This window comes from Streptomyces canus (genome assembly GCF_030815415.1).
Taxonomy (GTDB): domain Bacteria; phylum Actinomycetota; class Actinomycetes; order Streptomycetales; family Streptomycetaceae; genus Streptomyces; species Streptomyces canus_F.
On the sequence record NZ_JAUSWW010000001.1, the window covers coordinates 5,868,180 to 5,887,113 of the forward strand.

An 18,934-nucleotide genomic window follows, 5' to 3' on the forward strand; every position below is an offset into this window, starting at 1 on the left:
TCAGGCGACCGTCGTGCTCACCGGGGAGACGTCCTGCGTACGGCGCCTGCGCACCGCCCAGAAGATCCCGCTGCCCGCGACGACCGTGACACCCACGCCGATCACGCCCGCGAGACCGCCGGAGAGCCGGGCGTCGTCGACGTCCTTGACGCCGTAGTCGGCGAGCGGGGAGTCGGCGGCGGCGTGGTCCTCCACCTTCGCGTCGATGCCCTTGTCGGCGGCGACCTTCTCCAGGCCGTCGGGGTCGGCGGAGGCGTAGAAGCTGACGACACCGGCGAGGACGAGGGAGGTGGCGAGGCCCGCGAGCCACACCCTGCGGTGCGAGGAGCGGGCGGCGGCCGGGGCGGGGGCGGCCGGAACGGCTGGTACATCGACGAGCTCGCCGTTGACCCGCAGCTTGAGCTTCTGCTGGAGCCCGCGCGCCCCGTACACGAGGTCGGGGCGTACCGCGATGACGGCGCCGACGGTCAGCGCGGTGATCGCGGCCTCGCCGATGCCGATCAGCACATGCACGCCGACCATGGCGGTCGCCACCTTGCCGATGGCGACGTCGGTGGTGCCGCCGATCGCGTAGATGAGGGTGAAGGCGAGGGCCGCGGCCGGCACGGACAGCACGGCGGCCACGAAGGAGGCGGCGGTGACGGACCGGCGGGTGCGCGGCAGCACCTTCACCAGGCCGCGGAAGACGGCGTACGCCACGACCGTCGTCACACAGCCCATCACGGTGATGTTCACGCCGAGCGCGGTCAGACCGCCGTCCGCGAAGAGGATGCCCTGCATGAGCAGGACGACGGAGACACAGAGGACCCCGGTGCAGGGGCCGACGAGTATCGCCGCCAGCGCGCCTCCCAGGAGGTGGCCGCTGGTCCCCGCGGCGACGGGGAAGTTCAGCATCTGTACGGCGAAGATGAACGCCGCCACCAGGCCGGCCAGCGGCGCGGTGCGTTCGTCGAGTTCGCGGCGGGCACCGCGCAGGGACACCGCGACGGCGGCGGCGGCGACCGCTCCGGCGGCGGCGGACGTGGGGGCGTCGATAAATCCGTCAGGCACATGCACGCATCGATGATGTGGCTTAATGCGAACGTTTTGCAAGAGCGAGTCCCTCGTGCATCGTGCATGTGAGATGTCCTGCGCAGGGGGCGCGATCGGAAAAATATGCGACATTGGAGAGAAAGCGGGTGCACAGCTTCCGCACAGGTCACGCACCGTAAGGGGCCGATCCGATGTCCGTAGTCGAGCAGTACGCGCGAGCCCACATCGTCACGGACGCCGACCTCGCGATCGCGGAACCCGAGGCCGTCCCGGTCGTGCTGCGCTACGACCCCGACACCGACCCGCGCGCGGTACGGGTCGGGCTTCCCGGCCCGCACGAGTGGACCTTCCAGCGCGAGCTGCTGGAACGGGGCCTGCGGGCGCCGGTCGAGGCCGGGGACGTCCGGGTGTGGCCGTGCGGCCGGGTGCAGGCCGTGGTGGAGTTCCACTCCGCCCAGGGCGTCTCTGTGGTGCAGTTCGAGTCGAAGGCCCTGCTCAGGTTCCTGCGCCGGACCTACATGGCCACTCCCGTACGGGGCTAACCGCCCAGCTTCAGCAGCGCCGCCACGATCGGGCCCGCCGTGTCACCGCCGTGCCCGCCCGACTGGACCACACCGGCCGCCGCCAGGTCGCCGCGGTACGCCGTGAACCAGCCGTTGGGCTTCTTCTGACCGTCGACCTCCGCCGAGCCGGTCTTCGCGCCCACGGTGCCGTAGACCCCCTGCATCGCCTCGGCCGCCGTGCCGTACGCCGCCGTGTAGGACATGAGCTCACGCAGCTGCGAGAGCGTGCCCGACGACATCGTGCGCGAGGCCTTCGCCAGCGTCCGCCCGTCCACGTCCGGTGAGACCAGATAGGGCTGCCTGAAGACGCCCGACTCGACGGTCGCCGACACCGACGCCATGTTCAGCGGGTTCATCCGCACCCCGCCCTGGCCGATCAGCGAGGCCGCCATCTGCGCCTGCGACTGCACCGGCACCGAGCCGTCGAAGGTGGGCACGCCGACCGCCCAGTTGTTCATGGACAGACCGAAGACCTGCTGGGCCTGCTCGGTCAGCGAGTCGTTGTCCAGCTCCGGCGCCTGGCTGATGAAGGCGGTGTTGCAGGAGCGGGCGAAGCTCGCCTTGAAGGTGCCGTTCTTGATCTGGAACTTGTCGTCGTTCTGGAACTTCCAGCCGCCGTACGTGAAGTACTTCGGGCACGGGTGCTTCTTGTCCGCCGACGCGAGGTCCTTCTCGATCAGCAGCGACGAGGTGACGACCTTCATCGTCGAACCGGGGGCGAGCGAGCCCTGGAACGCGACGTTGAAGCCGTGGGAGGCGTTCGCGGCGGCCAGGATCTCCCCGGTCGACGGACGCAGCACCACCACGGACGACTTCGCCTTCTTCGCGACCTGCGCCTCGGCGGCCGCCTGCATGGCCGGGCTGAGCGTGGTCTTCACCGTGCCGGGCGTGCCCTTGCTCAGCGTCAGCAGCGTCTTGTCGGACAGTTCGTCCGCCTTGGACTCCTTGCCGCGCACCACCTGGAGTTCGACGCCCGCCCTGCCGCCGGCCTTCTGGCCGTACTTCTCCCGCAGCCCGTCCAGGACCGAGCCCAGCGACGGGTACTTCTTCTCGGTGATCTCCCCGCCGTCCCGGTCGAGCGCCTTGATCGGCGGGGTCCCGGACTCGCCGGTGACCAGGGTGTCGCCGTCCTTCAGGTCGGGGTGGACGACCGAGGAGTGCCAGTCGACCTGCGGCTTGCCGGTGGCGGTGTCGCGCACGACGGTCAGCGAACTGTCGTACGTCAGCGGCTTGCTGGTGTCCTTGTACGACACCGTCGCCTTCACGGAGAAGGGGACCTTGTCGCCGGTGCGGGTGCCGGGGGTGAGGGTGACGTCCTTGAGGTGGGCGTCCTTGGGGTAGGCGGTGAGCAGCTTCGTGGCCGCCGCGGTGTCGTCCGTGACGGCCGCGGCCCGGGTGACCTGGCCCGACTGCCAGGACGTGAGGAAGGTCCGCGCCGCGGTGCTGACCTCTGTCGCGGACAGCGGGCCGGTCTTGACCTTCGGCTTCTGGTCGGCGACGGCGGAGGTCCGGTCCTCGGCCGCCGCCCCGCCCCCGTACAGCGCGTACACGGCGAAGCCGGCGCCGCCGACGACCACGGCGATCATCCCGCCGATCACGGCGGGGCGATGCGTCTTCCGTCGCTCGGCGACGCGCCTTCTCTTGCCCACAGCTCTCTGTCCTCCGCGTTTCCCCAGGGTCCCCGTCGCCCTCGTCCCTCACTCAACGACGGCGACCACCCTAGAGTCCCGTCCTGTGCGGGTGAGTTCAGCCACCCGCCGCCAGTACGGCCTTCACGATCGGGCCGGCCGCGTCGACGCCGTGGCCGCCCTGTTCGGTCATGGCCGCCGCGGCGACATCATCGCGGAAGCCGGTGAACCAGCTGTTGGAGGTGGCCACATTGTCCACCTCCGCCGAACCGGTCTTCGCCCCGATGTCCCCGCCGAGCCCCCGCATGACCGGTGCCGCGGTGCCCTGGGTGGCCGTCAGCCGCATCATCTGCTTCAGCTGGTCGGCCGTGCCCGCCCGCAGCCCCTCGGCGGTGGCCAGCTTGCGGTCGTCCAGCTTCGGCGAGACCAGGTAGGGCTGGCGGAAGGTGCCGGTGATCGCGGTGGCCGTCACGGACGCCATGTTCAGCGGGTTCATGGTGACCTTGCCCTGGCCGATCGCGTTGGCGGCCCGGTCCGGGCCGCTCTCGGCGGGGACGCTGCCGTCGACCGAGGTGATGCCGGTCTTCCAGTCGTCCCGGCCGAGCCCGAACTTGGTCTGCGCCTCCGTGGTCAGCGACTCGTCGGTGAGCGGGTCCTCGTCGATCAGCTTGATGAAGGCCGTGTTGCAGGACCGCATGAAGCTGTTGGCGAGCGTGGCGTTCAGGTCCGGCTTCATGTTCTTCAGGTTCTTGAAGGTCTGCCCCTGCCACATCGCGTCGTCCGGGCAGGGCGCCGGGCCGTTCATCGAGGTCACGCCGTTGTCGATGAGCATCGCCGAGGTGAGGATCTTCATCGTGGAGCCGGGGGGCTGCGCACCCTCGAAGGCCGCGTTGAAGCCGTCCTCGCGGTGGTTGGCGACCGCCAGCACCTCGCCCGTGGTCGGCTTGACGGCCACCACCGAGGAGTTGGCGTACTTCGTCACCGCGGTCTCGGCCGCCGCCTGCGCGCTCGCGCTGATCGTCGTCTGAAGCCTGCCCGCCTTGCCCTTGGAGAGGGCCAGCAGCGGGGTGTCGGGGGAGCCGTCGCCGTCGTGCCGGACGAACAGCTCGACGCCCGGGGTGCCGCCCGCCTTCGCGCCGTACTTGGCGCGCAGCGCGTCCAGGACCGGGCCCAGCGAGGGGTACTTGTCCTTCGTCAGCACCTTGCCGCCCCGGTCCACCGCCTCGATGGGCGGGGTCGCGGACGGGCCGGTGACGAGCGCGTCCCGGGCCGTCCGCAGCTCCGGGTGGATCACGGACGGCTTCCAGTCCACGAGCGCCTTGCCGCTGGTGCGACCACGGACGACGGTCAGACTGCTCTTGTACGACAGGGGCTCGGACGTCCCCCGGTACGCCACCTTCGCCTTCACGGTGAAGGGGACGGTGGCCCCCTGAGCCGTACCGGGCGTGATCCTCACGCCAGTGATGTGCGCGGCCTCGCGGTACTCCGTCAGCAGTGCCCGGGCGGCCGCGTTGTTGTTCGTGTACTGCGACGCCGACGCCGCGGAGCCCTTCTCCCAGGCCGCGAAGAACTTCCCCGACGTCTCCTCGACCTCGTCCCCGCTCGGCGGCCCCGACTTCACCTCGGACCCGCCGGATCCCCCGTCGTCGTTCAGCGCGGACACGATGTTGAACGCGCCGTACCCGGCCCCACCCACCATCACGGCGAACACGCTGCCGACGACGGCGGCCTTGACCCCCTTGCCCATGGAACTGAACCCCTCCCCGTTATCAGTCCTCGCACTGTAAGTGGCGTGAGTGACAACTGTGAGAGGTGTTTCCTTTTGTTGGCCGAAGAGAGACCGGTGCCGGACCGCTAGACCCAGGTGTCCAGCCACATCCGTGAACGCCAGTCGTCGATCGGGATGGCGGTCCCGGTGTACAGGGGCCAGAAGTAGATGAAGTTCCAGGCGATCAGCAGCACCAGCACACCCGCCCCCGTGGCCCCCGCCACGCGCCGGGTGTCGCTGGAGCCGGGCCGGCCGATGATCGCGCCGAGCATCATCGCGACGGCCAGGCACAGGAAGGGCAGGAAGACGACGGCGTAGAAGAAGAAGATCGTGCGTTCCTGGTACATGAACCAGGGGAGGTAGCCGGCGGCGATGCCGCAGGCGATCGCGCCCGCGCGCCAGTCGCGGCGGAAGAGCCAGCGCCACAGGACGTAGGCGATCGCGAAGGCGGCCACCCACCACAGCAGCGGGGTGCCGATGGCGAGGACCTCGCGGGCGCACTTCTCGCCGGCGTCGGCGGGGCAGCCGTCGTTGCCGGGCAGGGGGGACTCGTAGAAGAACGAGACCGGGCGGCCGTCGACGATCCAGCTCCACGGGTTGGACTGGTACGTGTGCGGGGAGTGCAGGCCGACATGGAACTCGTAGACCTGGTGCTCGTAGTGCCACAGGCTGCGCCACCAGTCCGGGAACAGCCAGGACCAGTCGCTGTTTTTGCCGTCCGTCGCGGCCCAGTTGCGGTAGTAGCCGCCGGTGCCGTCCGTGGGGGAGAGGATCCAGCCGAGCCAGGACAGCAGATACGTGGCGATCGCCACCGGCACCGTCGCCAGGAAGGTCAGGCCCAGGTCGCGCCTGAGGACCGCCCCGTACGGGTGGCGGGCGCCCGCGACCTTGCGGGAGCCGACGTCCCACAGGACCGCCATGACGCAGAACGCGGCCAGGATGTACAGGCCGTTCCACTTGGTGCCGATGGCCAGGCCCAGCATCAGACCGGCCAGCCAGCGCCAGGGGCGCCATCCGAAGCGGGTCGTCTCGGCGGTGTGCGCGTCGGGACGGGCCCGGCCGTCCGCGTCGAGCGGGAGCGCGGCCGCGAGTTTCTCCCGGACCCGGTCGCGGTCGACGACCAGAGCGCCGAACGCGGCCAGCACGAAGAACATCAGCACGCCGTCGAGCAGCGAGGTGCGGGCCATCACGAAGGCCAGCCCATCCACCGCCATCAGCGCGCCGGCCAGACAGCCGAGGAACGTCGAGCGGAAGATACGGCGGCCGATACGGCACAGCATCAGCACCGAGAGGGTGCCGAGCAGGGCCGTCATGAACCGCCAGCCGAACGGGTCGAACCCGAACATCAGCTCGCCGAGTCCGATGACGTACTTGCCGACCGGTGGATGCACGACGTACGACGGGTCCGTCGGGACCGACACCTTGCTGCCGACGTCCAGGATCAGGTCGTTGGCGTTCTTGTCCCAGTTGACCTCGAAGCCGCGGTGGACGAGCGCCCAGGCGTCCTTGGCGTAGTACGTCTCATCGAATATCACCGCCTTGGGGCCGCCCAGGTTCCAGAACCGGATGACGCCCGCGACCAGGGTGACGAGCAGCGGACCGCCCCAGCCGGACCAGCGCACGATCCGTTCGACCAGCGCCTTCGGCAGCCCGAGCGCCGCCCACATCCGAGGGTTGGGCTGCGTGTACGGCGGCACGAGCCGGTCCCGCACGTCGCTTCTGGGCCCGGCCGTGTAGCCGAAACGGCGCAGCCGCTGCTGCCACGACGGCCGCTGGTCTTGCGGTGCCTGGGCCTGTCGGGTGTCCGTGGAGTCCATGGACGACGCTGTACTGGTCACCGCGCCATCGTAGGGAACCCGGCTGTGGGAGTCCCGTGGATGGGTGCTGCGAGGATGGAAACGTGACAGGAACCCTTGTTTTGGCAGGCACCCCCATCGGCGACACCGCGGACGCCCCGCCCCGGCTCGCCGCGGAACTGGCCGGCGCGGACGTGGTCGCCGCCGAGGACACCCGGCGGCTGCGGCGCCTCACCCAGGCGCTCGGGGTGACGCCCAAGGGGCGCGTCGTGTCGTACTTCGAGGGCAACGAGGCCGCCCGTACGCCGGAACTGGTCGAGGAGCTCGTCGGCGGCGCGCGCGTGCTGCTCGTGACCGACGCCGGGATGCCGTCGGTCTCGGACCCCGGCTACCGGCTGGTGGCGGCCGCCGTCGAGAAGGACATCCGGGTCACCGCCGTGCCCGGCCCCTCCGCCGTCCTCACCGCGCTCGCGCTGTCGGGGCTGCCCGTCGACCGGTTCTGCTTCGAGGGGTTCCTGCCGCGCAAGGCGGGCGAACGGCTGACCCGGCTGCGGGAGGTCGCCCAGGAGCGGCGCACCCTCGTGTACTTCGAGGCCCCGCACCGGCTCGACGACACCCTCGCCGCGATGGCCGAGGTGTTCGGCGCGGAGCGGCGGGCCGCCGTCTGCCGCGAGCTGACCAAGACGTACGAGGAGGTCAAGCGGGGCCCGCTGGGGGAGCTGGCCGCGTGGGCCGCGGAGGGGGTGCGCGGGGAGATCACCGTCGTCGTCGAGGGGGCGCCGGAGAAGGGGCCCGAGGAGCTCGACGGCCCGGAGCTGGTGCGCCGGGTGCGGGTGCGCGAGGAGGCGGGCGAGCGGCGCAAGGAGGCGATCGCGGCGGTGGCGGCGGAGGCGGGACTGCCGAAACGGCACGTTTTCGACGCCGTGGTCGCAGCGAAGCAAGCTGGTGGATGAGGGCGTTCTCTTCGGGCGCGCCGTCGGGGTGGTCGATCGTCGCGGGGTGCCCGTTCGCTGTGGCTGGTCGCGCCCACGCGGCGGAGCCGTGGACCGATACCGCCCCGCGCCCCTGCCCAGAGGGCGCAAAGCGCCCCTGAGCAGGGCGCTTCTCCTCTGAGCGTGCGCCCCACGGGTAGGCAAAGAGGGATGGCCGAAGGCAAAGCGCAGCCCCCGCCGCAGAGGCCGTTTCGGCAAGGAAAGTCCAAGACGGTTCCAACACTCGACAGGGCTGATGCATTCGCTCCGGCGGAAGCGTCCACTGGATGAAGGGACGCACCCGTCCCTGGGTCCAGCGGACCAGAGGAGCTGGCATGAGCGAGATCGCAGGGCAGACCGCCGCACTGCGCAGCGGCGCCACCGCCGTCGTCCACGAGTCGTATTCCTTCGCCTGCATGCGGTGCGGGCACGGCTGGGAGCAGTCGTACGAGATCGAGCACCACACCGGTGCCGACGGCCACGACTTCATCATGTACGTCGCGAACGGCCAGATCGTGCCGTCGCCGCTGAGCAGGCCCACGTGCCAGAACTGCGACGGGCACGTCGTCCGCATCATGCGGGCGGGGCAGGTGTCCTCGGTGCTCGACGCCGTGCACCGCCGGCAGCGCCGCGCCCCGCAGGCCGGGCCGGTCGAGGCGCCCGAGGTGCCCGCGCAGGCCAAGGAGCGCCACCACTGGCAGCTGTCCGATCTCCTCCACCCGTTCCACCACCGCAAGGCGAGCTGAAGCCCCGCCTCCCCCCGGGGAGAGGGCATGCCCCTTTCGTAGGATCGGGGCATGCCCTCCTCAAGCTCCAGCGCTCGCGAGAAGCACGCAGAAAGCACAGCGCCGCCGCTCCCCGCGCCCCTCCAGGTGCCCGTCGCCGACTCCCACACCCACCTCGACATGCAGTCCGGGACGGTCGAGGAGGCCCTCGCGAAGGCCGCGTCGGTGGGCGTGACGACGGTCGTGCAGGTCGGCTGCGACGTCCGGGGCTCGCAGTGGGCCGCGGACACGGCGGCGCGGTACGACGCCGTCCACGCGACCGTCGCCCTGCACCCCAACGAGGCGCCGCGCATCGTCCACGGCGATCCCGACGGCTGGTCCCGGCAGGGCGCGCGGCAGCCGGGGGGCGCGCAGGCGCTTGACGAGGCGCTCGCGGAGATCGAGCGCCTGGCCGCGCTTCCGCAGGTCAAGGGTGTCGGCGAGACCGGCCTCGACTACTTCCGCACCGGCCCCGAGGGCAAGGAGGCGCAGGAGCGCTCCTTCCGCGCCCACATCGAGATCGCCAAGCGGCACGGCAAGGCCCTGGTCATCCACGACCGCGACGCCCACGCCGACGTCCTGCGCGTGCTCAAGGAGGAGGGCGCCCCCGAGCGCACCGTCTTCCACTGCTACTCCGGCGACGCCGAGATGGCCGAGCTCTGCGCCCGCGCCGGATACTTCATGTCCTTCGCCGGCAACGTCACCTTCAAGAACGCCCAGAACCTGCGGGACGCGGTCGCGGTGGCCCCGCCGGAGCTGCTCCTCGTGGAGACCGACGCGCCCTTCCTGACACCGGTGCCGTACCGCGGACGGCCCAACGCGCCGTATCTCATCCCGGTCACGGTGCGCGCGATGGCCGCGGTGCGGGGCATCGACGAGGACACGTTGGCCACGGCACTCGCCGCGAACACCGCTCGGGCGTTCGACTACTGACCCGATCGGCCGTCACCACCCGTAGCCGCGTCGCTTTGGAGAGTGACGGACACTCCGCTAGGTTCTGGGTCTCTCTGGACCCTGGAGCGTGTCGGCGTGAGCAACTCCCAGTACCAGACGTACGAGACGTACGGCCCGAACGATCCGTACGCCGCGGTGTACGACCCGCACAGCGCGGAGACGGTGGCGTACGGCGTCCAGGTCGCGCCGACACTGCCGACCCCGCCGATGCCCGTGTCGTACGAGGACCCCTACCGGCCCGCCTATGAGCTGCCCGAGGCGCCCGCGCCGCACAGCGGAGCGGGCCGGCGGGCCGCGCGCCGGCGGAAGGGGCGGGGCGCCGAGCGTCCGGACAGCGCGATGCGCCGGCTGCTGCCCCAGGCACTGGTCGTGGCGTTCCTCGCCGGCGGCACCACCGCGTTCGTCGCCAAGGACAAGGCGATCGAGCTGACCGTCGACGGCAAGCCGCGCACGCTGCACACCTTCGCCGACGACGTGACCGAACTCCTCGCCGACGAGGGCGTCGACGTGGGAGCGCACGACGTGGTCGCGCCCGCTCCCGGGACGGAGCTCTCCAGCGGCGACGAGATCGCCGTGCACTACGGGCGTCCCGTACGGCTCACGCTGGACGGGGAGCGGCGCGAGGTGTGGACGACGGCGCGCACGGTGGACGGGGCGCTCAAGCAGCTGGGGGTGCGCGCGGAGGGCGCGTATCTGTCGACCTCGCGCTCCCGGCCGATCGGACGCGAGGGGCTCACGCTGGACGTGCGCACCGAGCGCGCGGTCACGGTCATGGCGGACGGCCGGTCGCGCACCGTGCGCACGAACGCGGCGACCGTGGGGGAGGTCGTCGAGGAGGCCGGCATCACCCTGCGCGGACAGGACACGACGTCGGTCGCACCGGGAAGTTTTCCGCGTGACGGGCAGACCGTCACCGTGCTGCGGATCACCGGGACCAAGGAGGTCCGCGAGGAGGCGATCCCGTTCTGGGTGGAGCGGACCGAGGACCCCTCGCTGTTCAAGGGCACGGAGGTCGTCGAGCAGGCGGGGCAGGCGGGGCTGCGGCGGATCACGTACTCCCTGCGGACCGTCAACGGCGTCAGGCAGAAGCCGCGGCGGATCAGGACCGAGGTGCTCCGGGAGCCGCGGACGCAGCTGGTGAAGGTGGGAACCAGGCCGATGCCGATGTCCGTGCAGGGCGCGGACGGACTGGACTGGCAGCAACTGGCCGCATGCGAGTCGGGGGGCCGGCCCGACGCGGTGGACCCTTCGGGGACGTACGGCGGGCTGTACCAGTTCGACACCCGGACCTGGCAGGCGCTGGGCGGAAGCGGACGGCCGCAGGACGCACCGGCGGCGGAGCAGACCTTCCGGGCGAAGAAGCTGTATGTGCAGCGGGGCGCCAGCCCGTGGCCGCACTGCGGGAGCCGGCTGCACGGGTGAGGGGTGCCCCCGCCGCCCCGTACCCTTGTGGCCGTGAGCAGCAGCCCCGCCCCCGACGCCCTTCTCGGCCCCGCCGACGTCCGTGAGCTCGCGGAAGTCCTCGGTGTGCGACCGACCAAGCAGCGCGGGCAGAACTTCGTGATCGACGCGAATACGGTGCGCCGTATCGTCCGCACCGCAGACGTCCGCCCGGACGACGTCGTCGTCGAGGTCGGTCCGGGGCTCGGGTCCCTCACCCTCGCGCTGCTCGAAGTCGCGGACCGCGTCACCGCGGTCGAGATCGACGACGTGCTCGCCGCCGCGCTGCCCGCCACCATCGCGGCCCGCATGCCCGGCCGGGCCGACCGGTTCGCGCTGGTGAACTCCGACGCGATGCAGGTCGGCGAGTTGCCGGGCCCGGCGCCCACCGCGCTCGTGGCGAACCTGCCCTACAACGTCGCCGTACCCGTCCTCCTGCACATGCTGGAGACCTTCCCGACCATCGAGCGGACCCTCGTCATGGTCCAGGCCGAGGTCGCGGACCGGCTCGCCGCGGGGCCCGGCTCCCGGGTGTACGGCGTGCCGTCGGTGAAGGCCAACTGGTACGCCGACGTCAAGCGGGCCGGGTCCATCGGCCGCAAGGTCTTCTGGCCCGCGCCCAACGTCGACAGCGGGCTCGTGTCGCTCGTCAAGCGCGCCGAGCCGGTCACGACCACCGCCTCCAGGCGCGAGGTCTTCGCCGTCGTCGACGCGGCCTTCGCCCAGCGGCGCAAGACACTGCGGGCCGCCCTCGCCGGATGGGCCGGGTCCGCGGCCGCCGCCGAGGCCGCGCTCGTCGCCGCCGGGGTCTCGCCGCAGGCGCGCGGGGAGGCCCTCACCGTCGAGGAGTTCGCCCGCATCGCCGAGAACCGCGTCGAACACGACAACCACGCCAACGAGGAGCCGAACCGCCCATGAGCGTCACCGTCCGCGTCCCCGCGAAGGTCAACGTCCAGCTCGCGGTCGGCGCCGCCCGCCCCGACGGCTTCCACGACCTGGCCAACGTCTTCCTCGCGGTCGGCCTCCACGACGAGGTGACGGTCACCCCGGCCGACGAACTGCGCGTCACCTGCGCGGGGCCGGACGCGGGGCAGGTGCCGCTCGACCGGACGAACCTGGCGGCGCGCGCGGCGCTGGCCCTCGCCGGGCGACGCGGCATCGAACCCGCCGTGCACCTCCACATCGCCAAGGACATCCCCGTCGCCGGCGGCATGGCCGGCGGCAGTGCGGACGGTGCCGGGGCGCTGCTGGCCTGCGACACCCTGTGGGGCACGAACGCCTCCCGCGAGGAACTGCTCGAGATCTGCGCCGAGTTGGGCAGCGACGTGCCGTTCAGCCTGGTGGGCGGGGCCGCGCTCGGGACCGGGCGGGGGGAGAAGCTGCGCGTGCTCGACGTCGGCGGGACCTTCCACTGGGTCTTCGCGATGGCGGGGCGCGGGCTGTCCACCCCGGCCGTCTTCCGGGAGTTCGACCGGCTGACCGAGGGGCTCGACGTCCCCGAGCCCGTCGCCTCGCAGGAGTTGATCGACGCGCTCGCGAAGGGCGACGCCGACGCGCTCGCCGCGGCCGTCTCCAACGACCTTCAGCCCGCCGCCCTTTCGCTCTTCCCGGAGCTCGCCGACACCCTCGCGGCCGGCCGGACCGCGGGTGCGCTCGCCGCGCTGGTGTCGGGATCGGGTCCGACGACGGCGTTCCTGACGCGCGATCCGCAGGCCGCGGCGAAGGTGGCCGCGGCCCTGACGGCGTCCGGCACCTGCCGGACCGTGCGGACCGCGTCGGGGCCCGCGGCGGGTGCGACCGTGGTGGCCGGATCCTGACGTCTTTGCCCGATCTCCACACGATCTACTGCGGACGTAGTACGTGGGCAACACCACGGGCCCCTGGAAGGCAGGTCCGTGTCCGCATCGGCCACCACCGCCTTCGCCGCCCCCTACGTCGGCGCCCGCTGGGCCGGCGCCGACCTGCGTCTGCCGGACACGGCGACTGGCGGACGCGGCGACTGGCCGGAGACGGACTGCCCCGGGCAGACGATGTACGACCTGCCGGCCGAGGTGCGGGCGGCAGCCGCCCGCTGACCCGCTGAGGAGGGCGGCGTAGCGGGTGCGGGGCGAGGGGCGACCGGCGGCCGGACTACCCTGGAGGGTCGAGCATCCCCCTTGTCAGGAGAGAAATGGCCGTCAATCTGGTCAATGTCGAGAACGTCAGCAAGGTGTACGGCACCCGTGCCCTGCTCGACGGCGTCTCGCTCGGCGTCTCGGAGGGTGATCGCATCGGTGTCGTCGGCCGCAACGGCGACGGCAAGACCACCCTGATCCGGATGCTCGCCAAGCTGGAGGACGCCGACACCGGCCGGGTCACGCACTCCGGCGGGATCCGGATCGGCGTCCTCACCCAGCACGACTCCCTGGACTCGGCCGCGACCGTCCGGCACGAGGTCATCCGGGACATGGCCGACCACGAGTGGGCCGGCAACGCCAAGATCCGCGACGTCCTGACCGGTCTCTTCGGCGGCCTCGACATGCCTGGCTTCCCGCAGGGACTGGACACCGTCATCGGCCCGCTCTCCGGCGGTGAGCGCCGCCGGATCGCGCTCGCCAAGCTCCTCATCGAGGAGCAGGACCTGCTCGTGCTCGACGAGCCCACCAACCACCTCGACGTCGAGGGCATCTCCTGGCTCGCCCGCCATCTGCGCGAGCGCCGGTCCGCGCTCGTCTGCGTCACCCACGACCGCTGGTTCCTCGACCAGGTCTGCACACGCATGTGGGACGTGCAGAAGGGCGATGTCTACGAGTACGAGGGCGGCTACTCCGACTACGTCTTCGCCCGCGCCGAGCGCGAGCGGATCGCCGCCACCGAGGAGACCAAGCGGCAGAACCTGGTCCGCAAGGAGCTCGCCTGGCTGCGCCGCGGCGCCCCGGCCCGTACGTCCAAGCCGCGCTTCCGCGTCGAGGCCGCCAACGAGCTCATCAAGGACGTTCCGCCGCCGCGAGACAGCAGCGAGCTGATGAAGTTCGCGTCCACGCGGCTCGGCACGACGGTCTTCGACCTGGAGGACGTGACCGTCCAGGCCGGCCCCAAGGTGCTGCTCAAGCACATCACCTGGCAGCTCGGCCCCGGCGACCGCATCGGCCTGGTCGGGGTCAACGGCGCCGGCAAGACCTCCCTGCTGCGCGCCATGCGCGAGGCCTGGCGGACCGGGGGCGAGACCCAGCCCGTCGGCGGGCGGGTCTCGGTGGGCAAGACGGTCAAGCTCGCCTATCTCTCCCAGGAGGTCGCCGAACTCGACCCGGCCCTGCGGGTGCTCGAGGCGGTGCAGCGGGTGCGTGAGCGCGTCGACCTCGGCAAGGGGCGCGAGATGACCGCCGGGCAGCTGTGCGAGACGTTCGGCTTCAACAAGGAGAAGCAGTGGACGCCGGTCGGCGACCTGTCGGGTGGTGAGCGGCGCAGGCTCCAGCTCCTGCGTCTCCTCATGGACGAGCCCAACGTCCTCTTCCTCGACGAGCCCACCAACGACCTCGACATCGAGACACTGACCCAGCTGGAGGACCTGCTCGACGGCTGGCCCGGCTCGATGATCGTCATCTCCCACGACCGCTTCTTCGTCGAGCGGACCACCGACCGGGTCTTCGCCCTCCTCGGCGACGCCACCCTGCGGATGCTGCCGCGCGGTATCGACGAGTACATCGAGCGCCGCCACAAGATGGAGGAGGCGGCCGCCGCCTCGGCCCCGGTCGTCCAGAAGGCCGTCCCGGAGAAGAGTGCCGCCGATCAGCGCGTCGCCAAGAAGGAGCTCCAGAAGATCGAGCGGCAGCTCGACAAGATCTCCGAGAAGGAGACCAAGCTGCACGCCCAAATCGCCGACAACGCAACGGACTTCGCGAAGGTGGCCGAACTCGACGGCACGCTTCGGGACTTGGCCGCGGAGCGCGAGGAGCTGGAGATGCGCTGGCTGGAACTCGCCGAGGACGCGTGAAGGGTGCGTGAAGGCGCATAACGGAGGCATCACGGGCCGGTCCTCCCTTGGGTACAGGGGATGATCGGCCCGGGTTCCTGTCGGTCCCGGGTGATAGAAAGAGCCGTCTGAGATCTTTCTGAGTACGACTCTGAGTCCGTTACGTACCTCAGGGCGTGGCTATAAATCAGTGAACGAGGGGGAACGCGCTGATGTCCCAGCCGCCCAACCAGCCGCCCGGCTTCGGAGCACCGCAGGACCCGCCGCCGCAGGGTGGCTTCGGCGCGCCGCCGCCCCCTGCGGGCCCGCCGCAGACGCCGCCGCCTCCGCAGGGGCCGCCGGCGGGTGCGCCCCAGCCCGGTTACGGCTACCCCCAGAAGCAGCCCGCCGGTCCGTACGGCCAGCCGCAGCAGCCGGGGCCGTACGCCCAGCCCCAGCAGCCGGGCCCCTACGGCCAGCCCGGTCCCTACGGTCAGCCCCAGCCGCCCGGCCCCTACGGCCAGCCCGGCTACGGCTACCCGCCCCAGCCGCAGTACCCCGGCGGCCCCGGCACCCCGCCGTCCGGCTCGCGCAACCCCTTCAAGGGCAAGCCGGGCCTCCTCATCGCCGCGGCCGTGGCCGGGCTGCTGGTGGTCGGCGGCACCGTGTGGGCGGTCGCGAGCGGCGGCGACGACGACCCGAAGAAGCCGGTCGCCAAGGAGAGCGGCAGCCCCAAGCCGTCCGCCTCCGACGACCCGGTCAACCCCGGCTACGGCGACGGTGGCGGCGGCGAGGAGCAGACGGACCTCAACGAGGGCCGCCAGTCCGGTGAGTCGAAGGTGCTCTGGTACAAGGACGCGCCCGACGCGCCCGGCAACGGCGCCGACGCCCCCGGCATGTGGATCACCGACAAGACCGCGGTGAAGGCGGCCTACAAGCAGCTCTTCGCCTACAACGTCGGCGACGGCAAGCCCACCTGGGCCCCGATCACCTTCGACCAGAAGATCTGCGCGACCACCCCGCAGCAGACGGCCTCCGGCAAGATCGTCGTGGCCTACATGAGCGGCAGCAGCGACCGCGCGGAGTGCAACAAGCTCCAGGAGATCGACCTCAACACCGGCGAGAAGGGCTGGAGCGGCGAGGTCGCCGACGGCGAGCTGTTCGACAGCACCCTCCAGATCGAACTGTCCATCACCGGCAAGACGCTGATGGTGGGCCGCTCGATGTCGGGCACCGGCTACGACGTCGAGACCGGCAAGAAGCTCTTCGACAAGGCGAAGTACGGCAACGCCTGCTTCCCCAGCGCCTTCGCGGGCGGCGCCAAGCTGATCGCCGTCTCCTCCTGCGACGCCTCCGGTGACAACGAGCACGACGAGGTGCAGGAACTGGACCCGACGACCGGCAAGGTCAAGTGGACCCAGAAGTTCGACAAGGGCTGGCGGGTCGCGCGCGCCTACTCCCTCGACCCGCTGGTCATCTACAGCACCAACAAGGACAAGAACAGCTGGAACATCTCCACGTTCACCGACGGCGGCAAGTTCCGCTCCCAGGTCGCCTTCGACGAGGACTTCGCCCCCGCCTGCGACTGGGCGATCTTCGCGCGTGACCTGACGGGCTGCACGGGCGCGGTCGCCGACGCGGACACGCTCTACCTGCCCACCGAGGCCACCTCCAGCGCCAACGAGATCGTGGCGATCAACCTCTCCAACGGCAAGGAGAAGTGGCGGGTCAAGTCCCCGGCGGACGAGTCGATGCTGCCGCTGAAGATCGAGAACGGCAAGCTCATCGCCTACGTCCAGCCGTCGTACGACGCGGGCGGTCAGGTCGTCTCCCTCGCCACCACCGGCTCGAACCACAAGCCGGCCAAGCTGCTCCAGAACCCGGCGGGCATCGCCGACATCGAGGACGGCTTCTACTCCAAGGCCGTCGACTGGGTCGACGGACGCTTCTACCTCTCGACCACACGGCTGAGCGGCAACGACGACACGCAGGAGAAGCTGATGCTCGCCTACGGCAAGTAGCCCCTCGCACCGTCACGTTCCCGCCGTCGTCCCTACTTCCCGAGGTACCCGCGTCATGACCCAGCCGCCGCCCCCGCCGCCCAACCAGCCCCCGCCCGGGGGAGGTTTCGGCCCGCCGCAGGACCAGCCGCCGCAGCAGCCCGGATTCGGCGCCCCGCAGCCGCCGGCCCAGCAGCCCGGTTACGGCTACCCCCAGACGCCCCCGCCGCCGCAGGGCGCCCCGCAGACGCCCCCGCCCCCGCAGGCACCGCCGGCGGACCAGGGCTACGGCTATCCCGGCCAGCAGCAGACGCCGTACGGGCAGCAGCCGAACCCGTACGGGCAGCAGCAGCCCGGCGGTTACGGCCAGCCCGACCCCTATGGCCAGCAGCCCGGTTACGGCTACCCGCAGCCGACCATGCCGATGCACCCCCAGCCCGGTCAGCCTGCCGGTGGCGGACGGAAGATCAGTCCGCAGCTGGCGATCATCGTCGCGGCGGTGGTGGTGATCGCGCTGATCGTGGGCGGCGGTGTCTGGTACGCCTCCTCGTCCGGCGACGACAAGAAGGACACCGCGAGCACCAGCGGCGGCACCGGCGGTGGCGGCGACGAGAAGGGCGGCACCGGCGGCACCTCCAGCAAGGGTGACGAGAAGGTCCCCTCCAGCACCGCCGCGTCCGTCCTCTTCCAGGTCCCGCAGCCCGAACTCGAGGTCGACACCACGTACACGGTGGACGGCTCCTGGCTGACCGACAAGGTCTATGCCAAGAGCGGCATCGCCGAGATCGTCGGCTACGACCTCGCCAAGGGCACGAAGCTGTGGACGATCAAGTTGCCCGGGCCGGTGTGCCGGGCCAGCCGGCACATGACCGAGGACAACCTGACGGCCATCGCCTTTGAGCCGGCGATGCCGACGAAGGACCGTACCGCGGGCTGCAGCCAGATCGCCGCGATCGACCTGGACGCGGGCAAGAAGCTGTGGACCAAGACGGCCAAGACCGGTGACCGGCTGATCACCTGGGACAACGTCAACGTCAGCGCGAACACGGTCGCCTCGGGCAGCACCAGCGGCGGTGCCGCCTGGGACATCTCCACAGGCAAGTCCCTGTGGACCCCCAAGCCCACCGACCCCTGCTACGACGCGGGCTACGGCGGCGGCGAGAAGCTGGTCGCGGTCCGCAAGTGCGGCTCGTACGACGCCCGCCAGCTGCACATCCAGACCATCGACCCGGCCTCCGGGAAGGTGATCTCCGAGTACAAGCTGGCGCAGGGCATCGAGTACGCGAGCATCATCTCCACCGAGCCGCTGGTCGTGGCCGCCGAGGTCGGCGAGGTCGAGGGCGCCAGAGGTATCTCGGATGTCTTCGCCATCGACAACAAGACCGGCAAACTGCGCTCCCATGTCTCCCTGGCGACGGACCAGTACGAAGCCCGCTGTGACGGGATCTACCAGATCGAATACTGCTTCCAGGTCGTGGTCGGCAACGACCGGCTCTACGTGCAGACCGCGGAACACGACGGCACCGGTGACGAGTACAGCAACCGGACCAACGAGATCGTCGCCTTCGACCTGGCCTCCGGCAAGCAGACCGGCCAGCGCGCTGACGCCGGCGACAGCTACACGATCACCCCGCTGCGCATGGACGGCGGCAACCTGCTGGCGTACAAGCAACCGCCGTACGACAAGGGCGGCCAGATCGTGACCATCGACGGCGGCTCTTTCAAGGAGACGAAGCTCCTGGAGATGCCGTCGACGAAGGCGGTGCGCGACGTGGAGACCAGCATGCTCCCCGACTCTTCCGAGATCCTCTACCACGACGGCCAGTTGTTCATGTCGAAGGTCTACGCGAGCGATTTCGGCAGCGGTTCGACCGAGAAGAGGTATCTCGCGATCGCTTTCGGCGCGAAGTAGGCGCAGAACCACCCGTGATCACGGCCCCGTCCCTGCTCAGGGACGGGGCCGTGCACGTACCACCCATCAACCTCGAATGCCGGAAATTCCGTCGATCCGGGGCACTTCTCACCGGTAGGGGGAGCGCAACGTCGAACAAGCGTGTAGCTTCCGGGGGCATGAAGGGCGGGGGAGC

Annotated in this window: 15 protein-coding genes; 11 read left to right on the forward strand and 4 right to left on the reverse strand. The window is 71.0% G+C overall.

The window, feature by feature from the left end; all coding sequences use genetic code 11:
- Entirely contained in the window at positions 1–1,056 is a 1,056-nt protein-coding gene (locus QF037_RS27295; protein ID WP_307029573.1) for an energy-coupling factor ABC transporter permease, read from the reverse strand.
- 167 nt (positions 1,057–1,223) lie between these two features.
- Between QF037_RS27295 and QF037_RS27300 the strand changes: the two genes are divergently transcribed.
- Positions 1,224–1,574 carry an SsgA family sporulation/cell division regulator gene (locus QF037_RS27300; protein ID WP_307029575.1) on the forward strand — a complete coding sequence of 117 codons (351 nt, stop codon included), beginning with the start codon at positions 1,224–1,226 and terminating at the stop codon, positions 1,572–1,574.
- Here QF037_RS27300 and QF037_RS27305 read toward each other — a convergent pair.
- The 3 genes from QF037_RS27305 to QF037_RS27315 form a co-directional block, all read right to left on the reverse strand.
- Positions 1,571–3,244 (reverse strand): penicillin-binding transpeptidase domain-containing protein, encoded by a 1,674-nt coding sequence (locus QF037_RS27305; RefSeq protein ID WP_307029578.1) that lies wholly within the window; start codon positions 3,242–3,244, stop codon positions 1,571–1,573. The genes QF037_RS27300 and QF037_RS27305 overlap by 4 nt on opposite strands.
- Before the next feature lie 97 nt (positions 3,245–3,341).
- Positions 3,342–4,970, reverse strand: a complete 1,629-nt coding sequence (locus QF037_RS27310; RefSeq protein WP_307029580.1) for a penicillin-binding transpeptidase domain-containing protein — start codon at positions 4,968–4,970, stop codon at positions 3,342–3,344.
- 107 nt (positions 4,971–5,077) lie between these two features.
- On the reverse strand, positions 5,078–6,829 hold the full coding sequence (locus tag QF037_RS27315) for a dolichyl-phosphate-mannose--protein mannosyltransferase (RefSeq protein WP_307029582.1): 1,752 nt from the start codon (positions 6,827–6,829) through the stop codon (positions 5,078–5,080).
- Between the two features lie 62 nt (positions 6,830–6,891).
- Here QF037_RS27315 and rsmI point away from each other — a divergent pair, with 62 nt between their 5' ends.
- From rsmI to QF037_RS27365, 10 genes are all read left to right on the forward strand, one after another.
- Positions 6,892–7,740 (forward strand): 16S rRNA (cytidine(1402)-2'-O)-methyltransferase, encoded by an 849-nt coding sequence (gene rsmI, locus QF037_RS27320; protein ID WP_307029585.1) that lies wholly within the window; start codon positions 6,892–6,894, stop codon positions 7,738–7,740.
- Between the two features lie 353 nt (positions 7,741–8,093).
- Positions 8,094–8,504 (forward strand): hypothetical protein, encoded by a 411-nt coding sequence (locus QF037_RS27325; protein WP_307029586.1) that lies wholly within the window; start codon positions 8,094–8,096, stop codon positions 8,502–8,504.
- A gap of 51 nt (positions 8,505–8,555) precedes the next feature.
- Complete coding sequence (locus QF037_RS27330; protein ID WP_307029589.1) at positions 8,556–9,455, forward strand: TatD family hydrolase; 900 nt, start codon at positions 8,556–8,558, stop codon at positions 9,453–9,455.
- Positions 9,456–9,551: 96 nt separating this feature from the next.
- Entirely contained in the window at positions 9,552–10,898 is a 1,347-nt protein-coding gene (locus tag QF037_RS27335; RefSeq protein ID WP_307029591.1) for a resuscitation-promoting factor, read from the forward strand.
- 33 nt (positions 10,899–10,931) lie between these two features.
- Positions 10,932–11,834 carry a 16S rRNA (adenine(1518)-N(6)/adenine(1519)-N(6))-dimethyltransferase RsmA gene (rsmA, locus tag QF037_RS27340; protein WP_307029593.1) on the forward strand — a complete coding sequence of 301 codons (903 nt, stop codon included), beginning with the start codon at positions 10,932–10,934 and terminating at the stop codon, positions 11,832–11,834.
- A complete protein-coding gene (locus QF037_RS27345) occupies positions 11,831–12,733 on the forward strand; it encodes a 4-(cytidine 5'-diphospho)-2-C-methyl-D-erythritol kinase (RefSeq protein WP_307029595.1) in 903 nt (300 codons plus the stop codon). Before rsmA ends, QF037_RS27345 begins: the two co-directional genes overlap by 4 nt.
- A gap of 78 nt (positions 12,734–12,811) precedes the next feature.
- Positions 12,812–12,991 carry a hypothetical protein gene (locus QF037_RS27350; protein WP_307029598.1) on the forward strand — a complete coding sequence of 60 codons (180 nt, stop codon included), beginning with the start codon at positions 12,812–12,814 and terminating at the stop codon, positions 12,989–12,991.
- 95 nt (positions 12,992–13,086) lie between these two features.
- Positions 13,087–14,889, forward strand: coding sequence for an ABC-F family ATP-binding cassette domain-containing protein (locus QF037_RS27355; RefSeq protein WP_307029600.1), 1,803 nt, complete (start codon positions 13,087–13,089; stop codon positions 14,887–14,889).
- Positions 14,890–15,080: 191 nt separating this feature from the next.
- Positions 15,081–16,868: an outer membrane protein assembly factor BamB family protein gene (locus QF037_RS27360; protein ID WP_307029602.1), complete on the forward strand. Its 1,788-nt coding sequence runs from the start codon at positions 15,081–15,083 to the stop codon at positions 16,866–16,868.
- A gap of 55 nt (positions 16,869–16,923) precedes the next feature.
- The gene (locus tag QF037_RS27365; protein ID WP_307029604.1) at positions 16,924–18,759 is read left to right on the forward strand and encodes an outer membrane protein assembly factor BamB family protein; all 1,836 of its coding nucleotides are present in this window, start codon (positions 16,924–16,926) and stop codon (positions 18,757–18,759) included.
- Positions 18,760–18,934 lie beyond the last annotated feature (175 nt).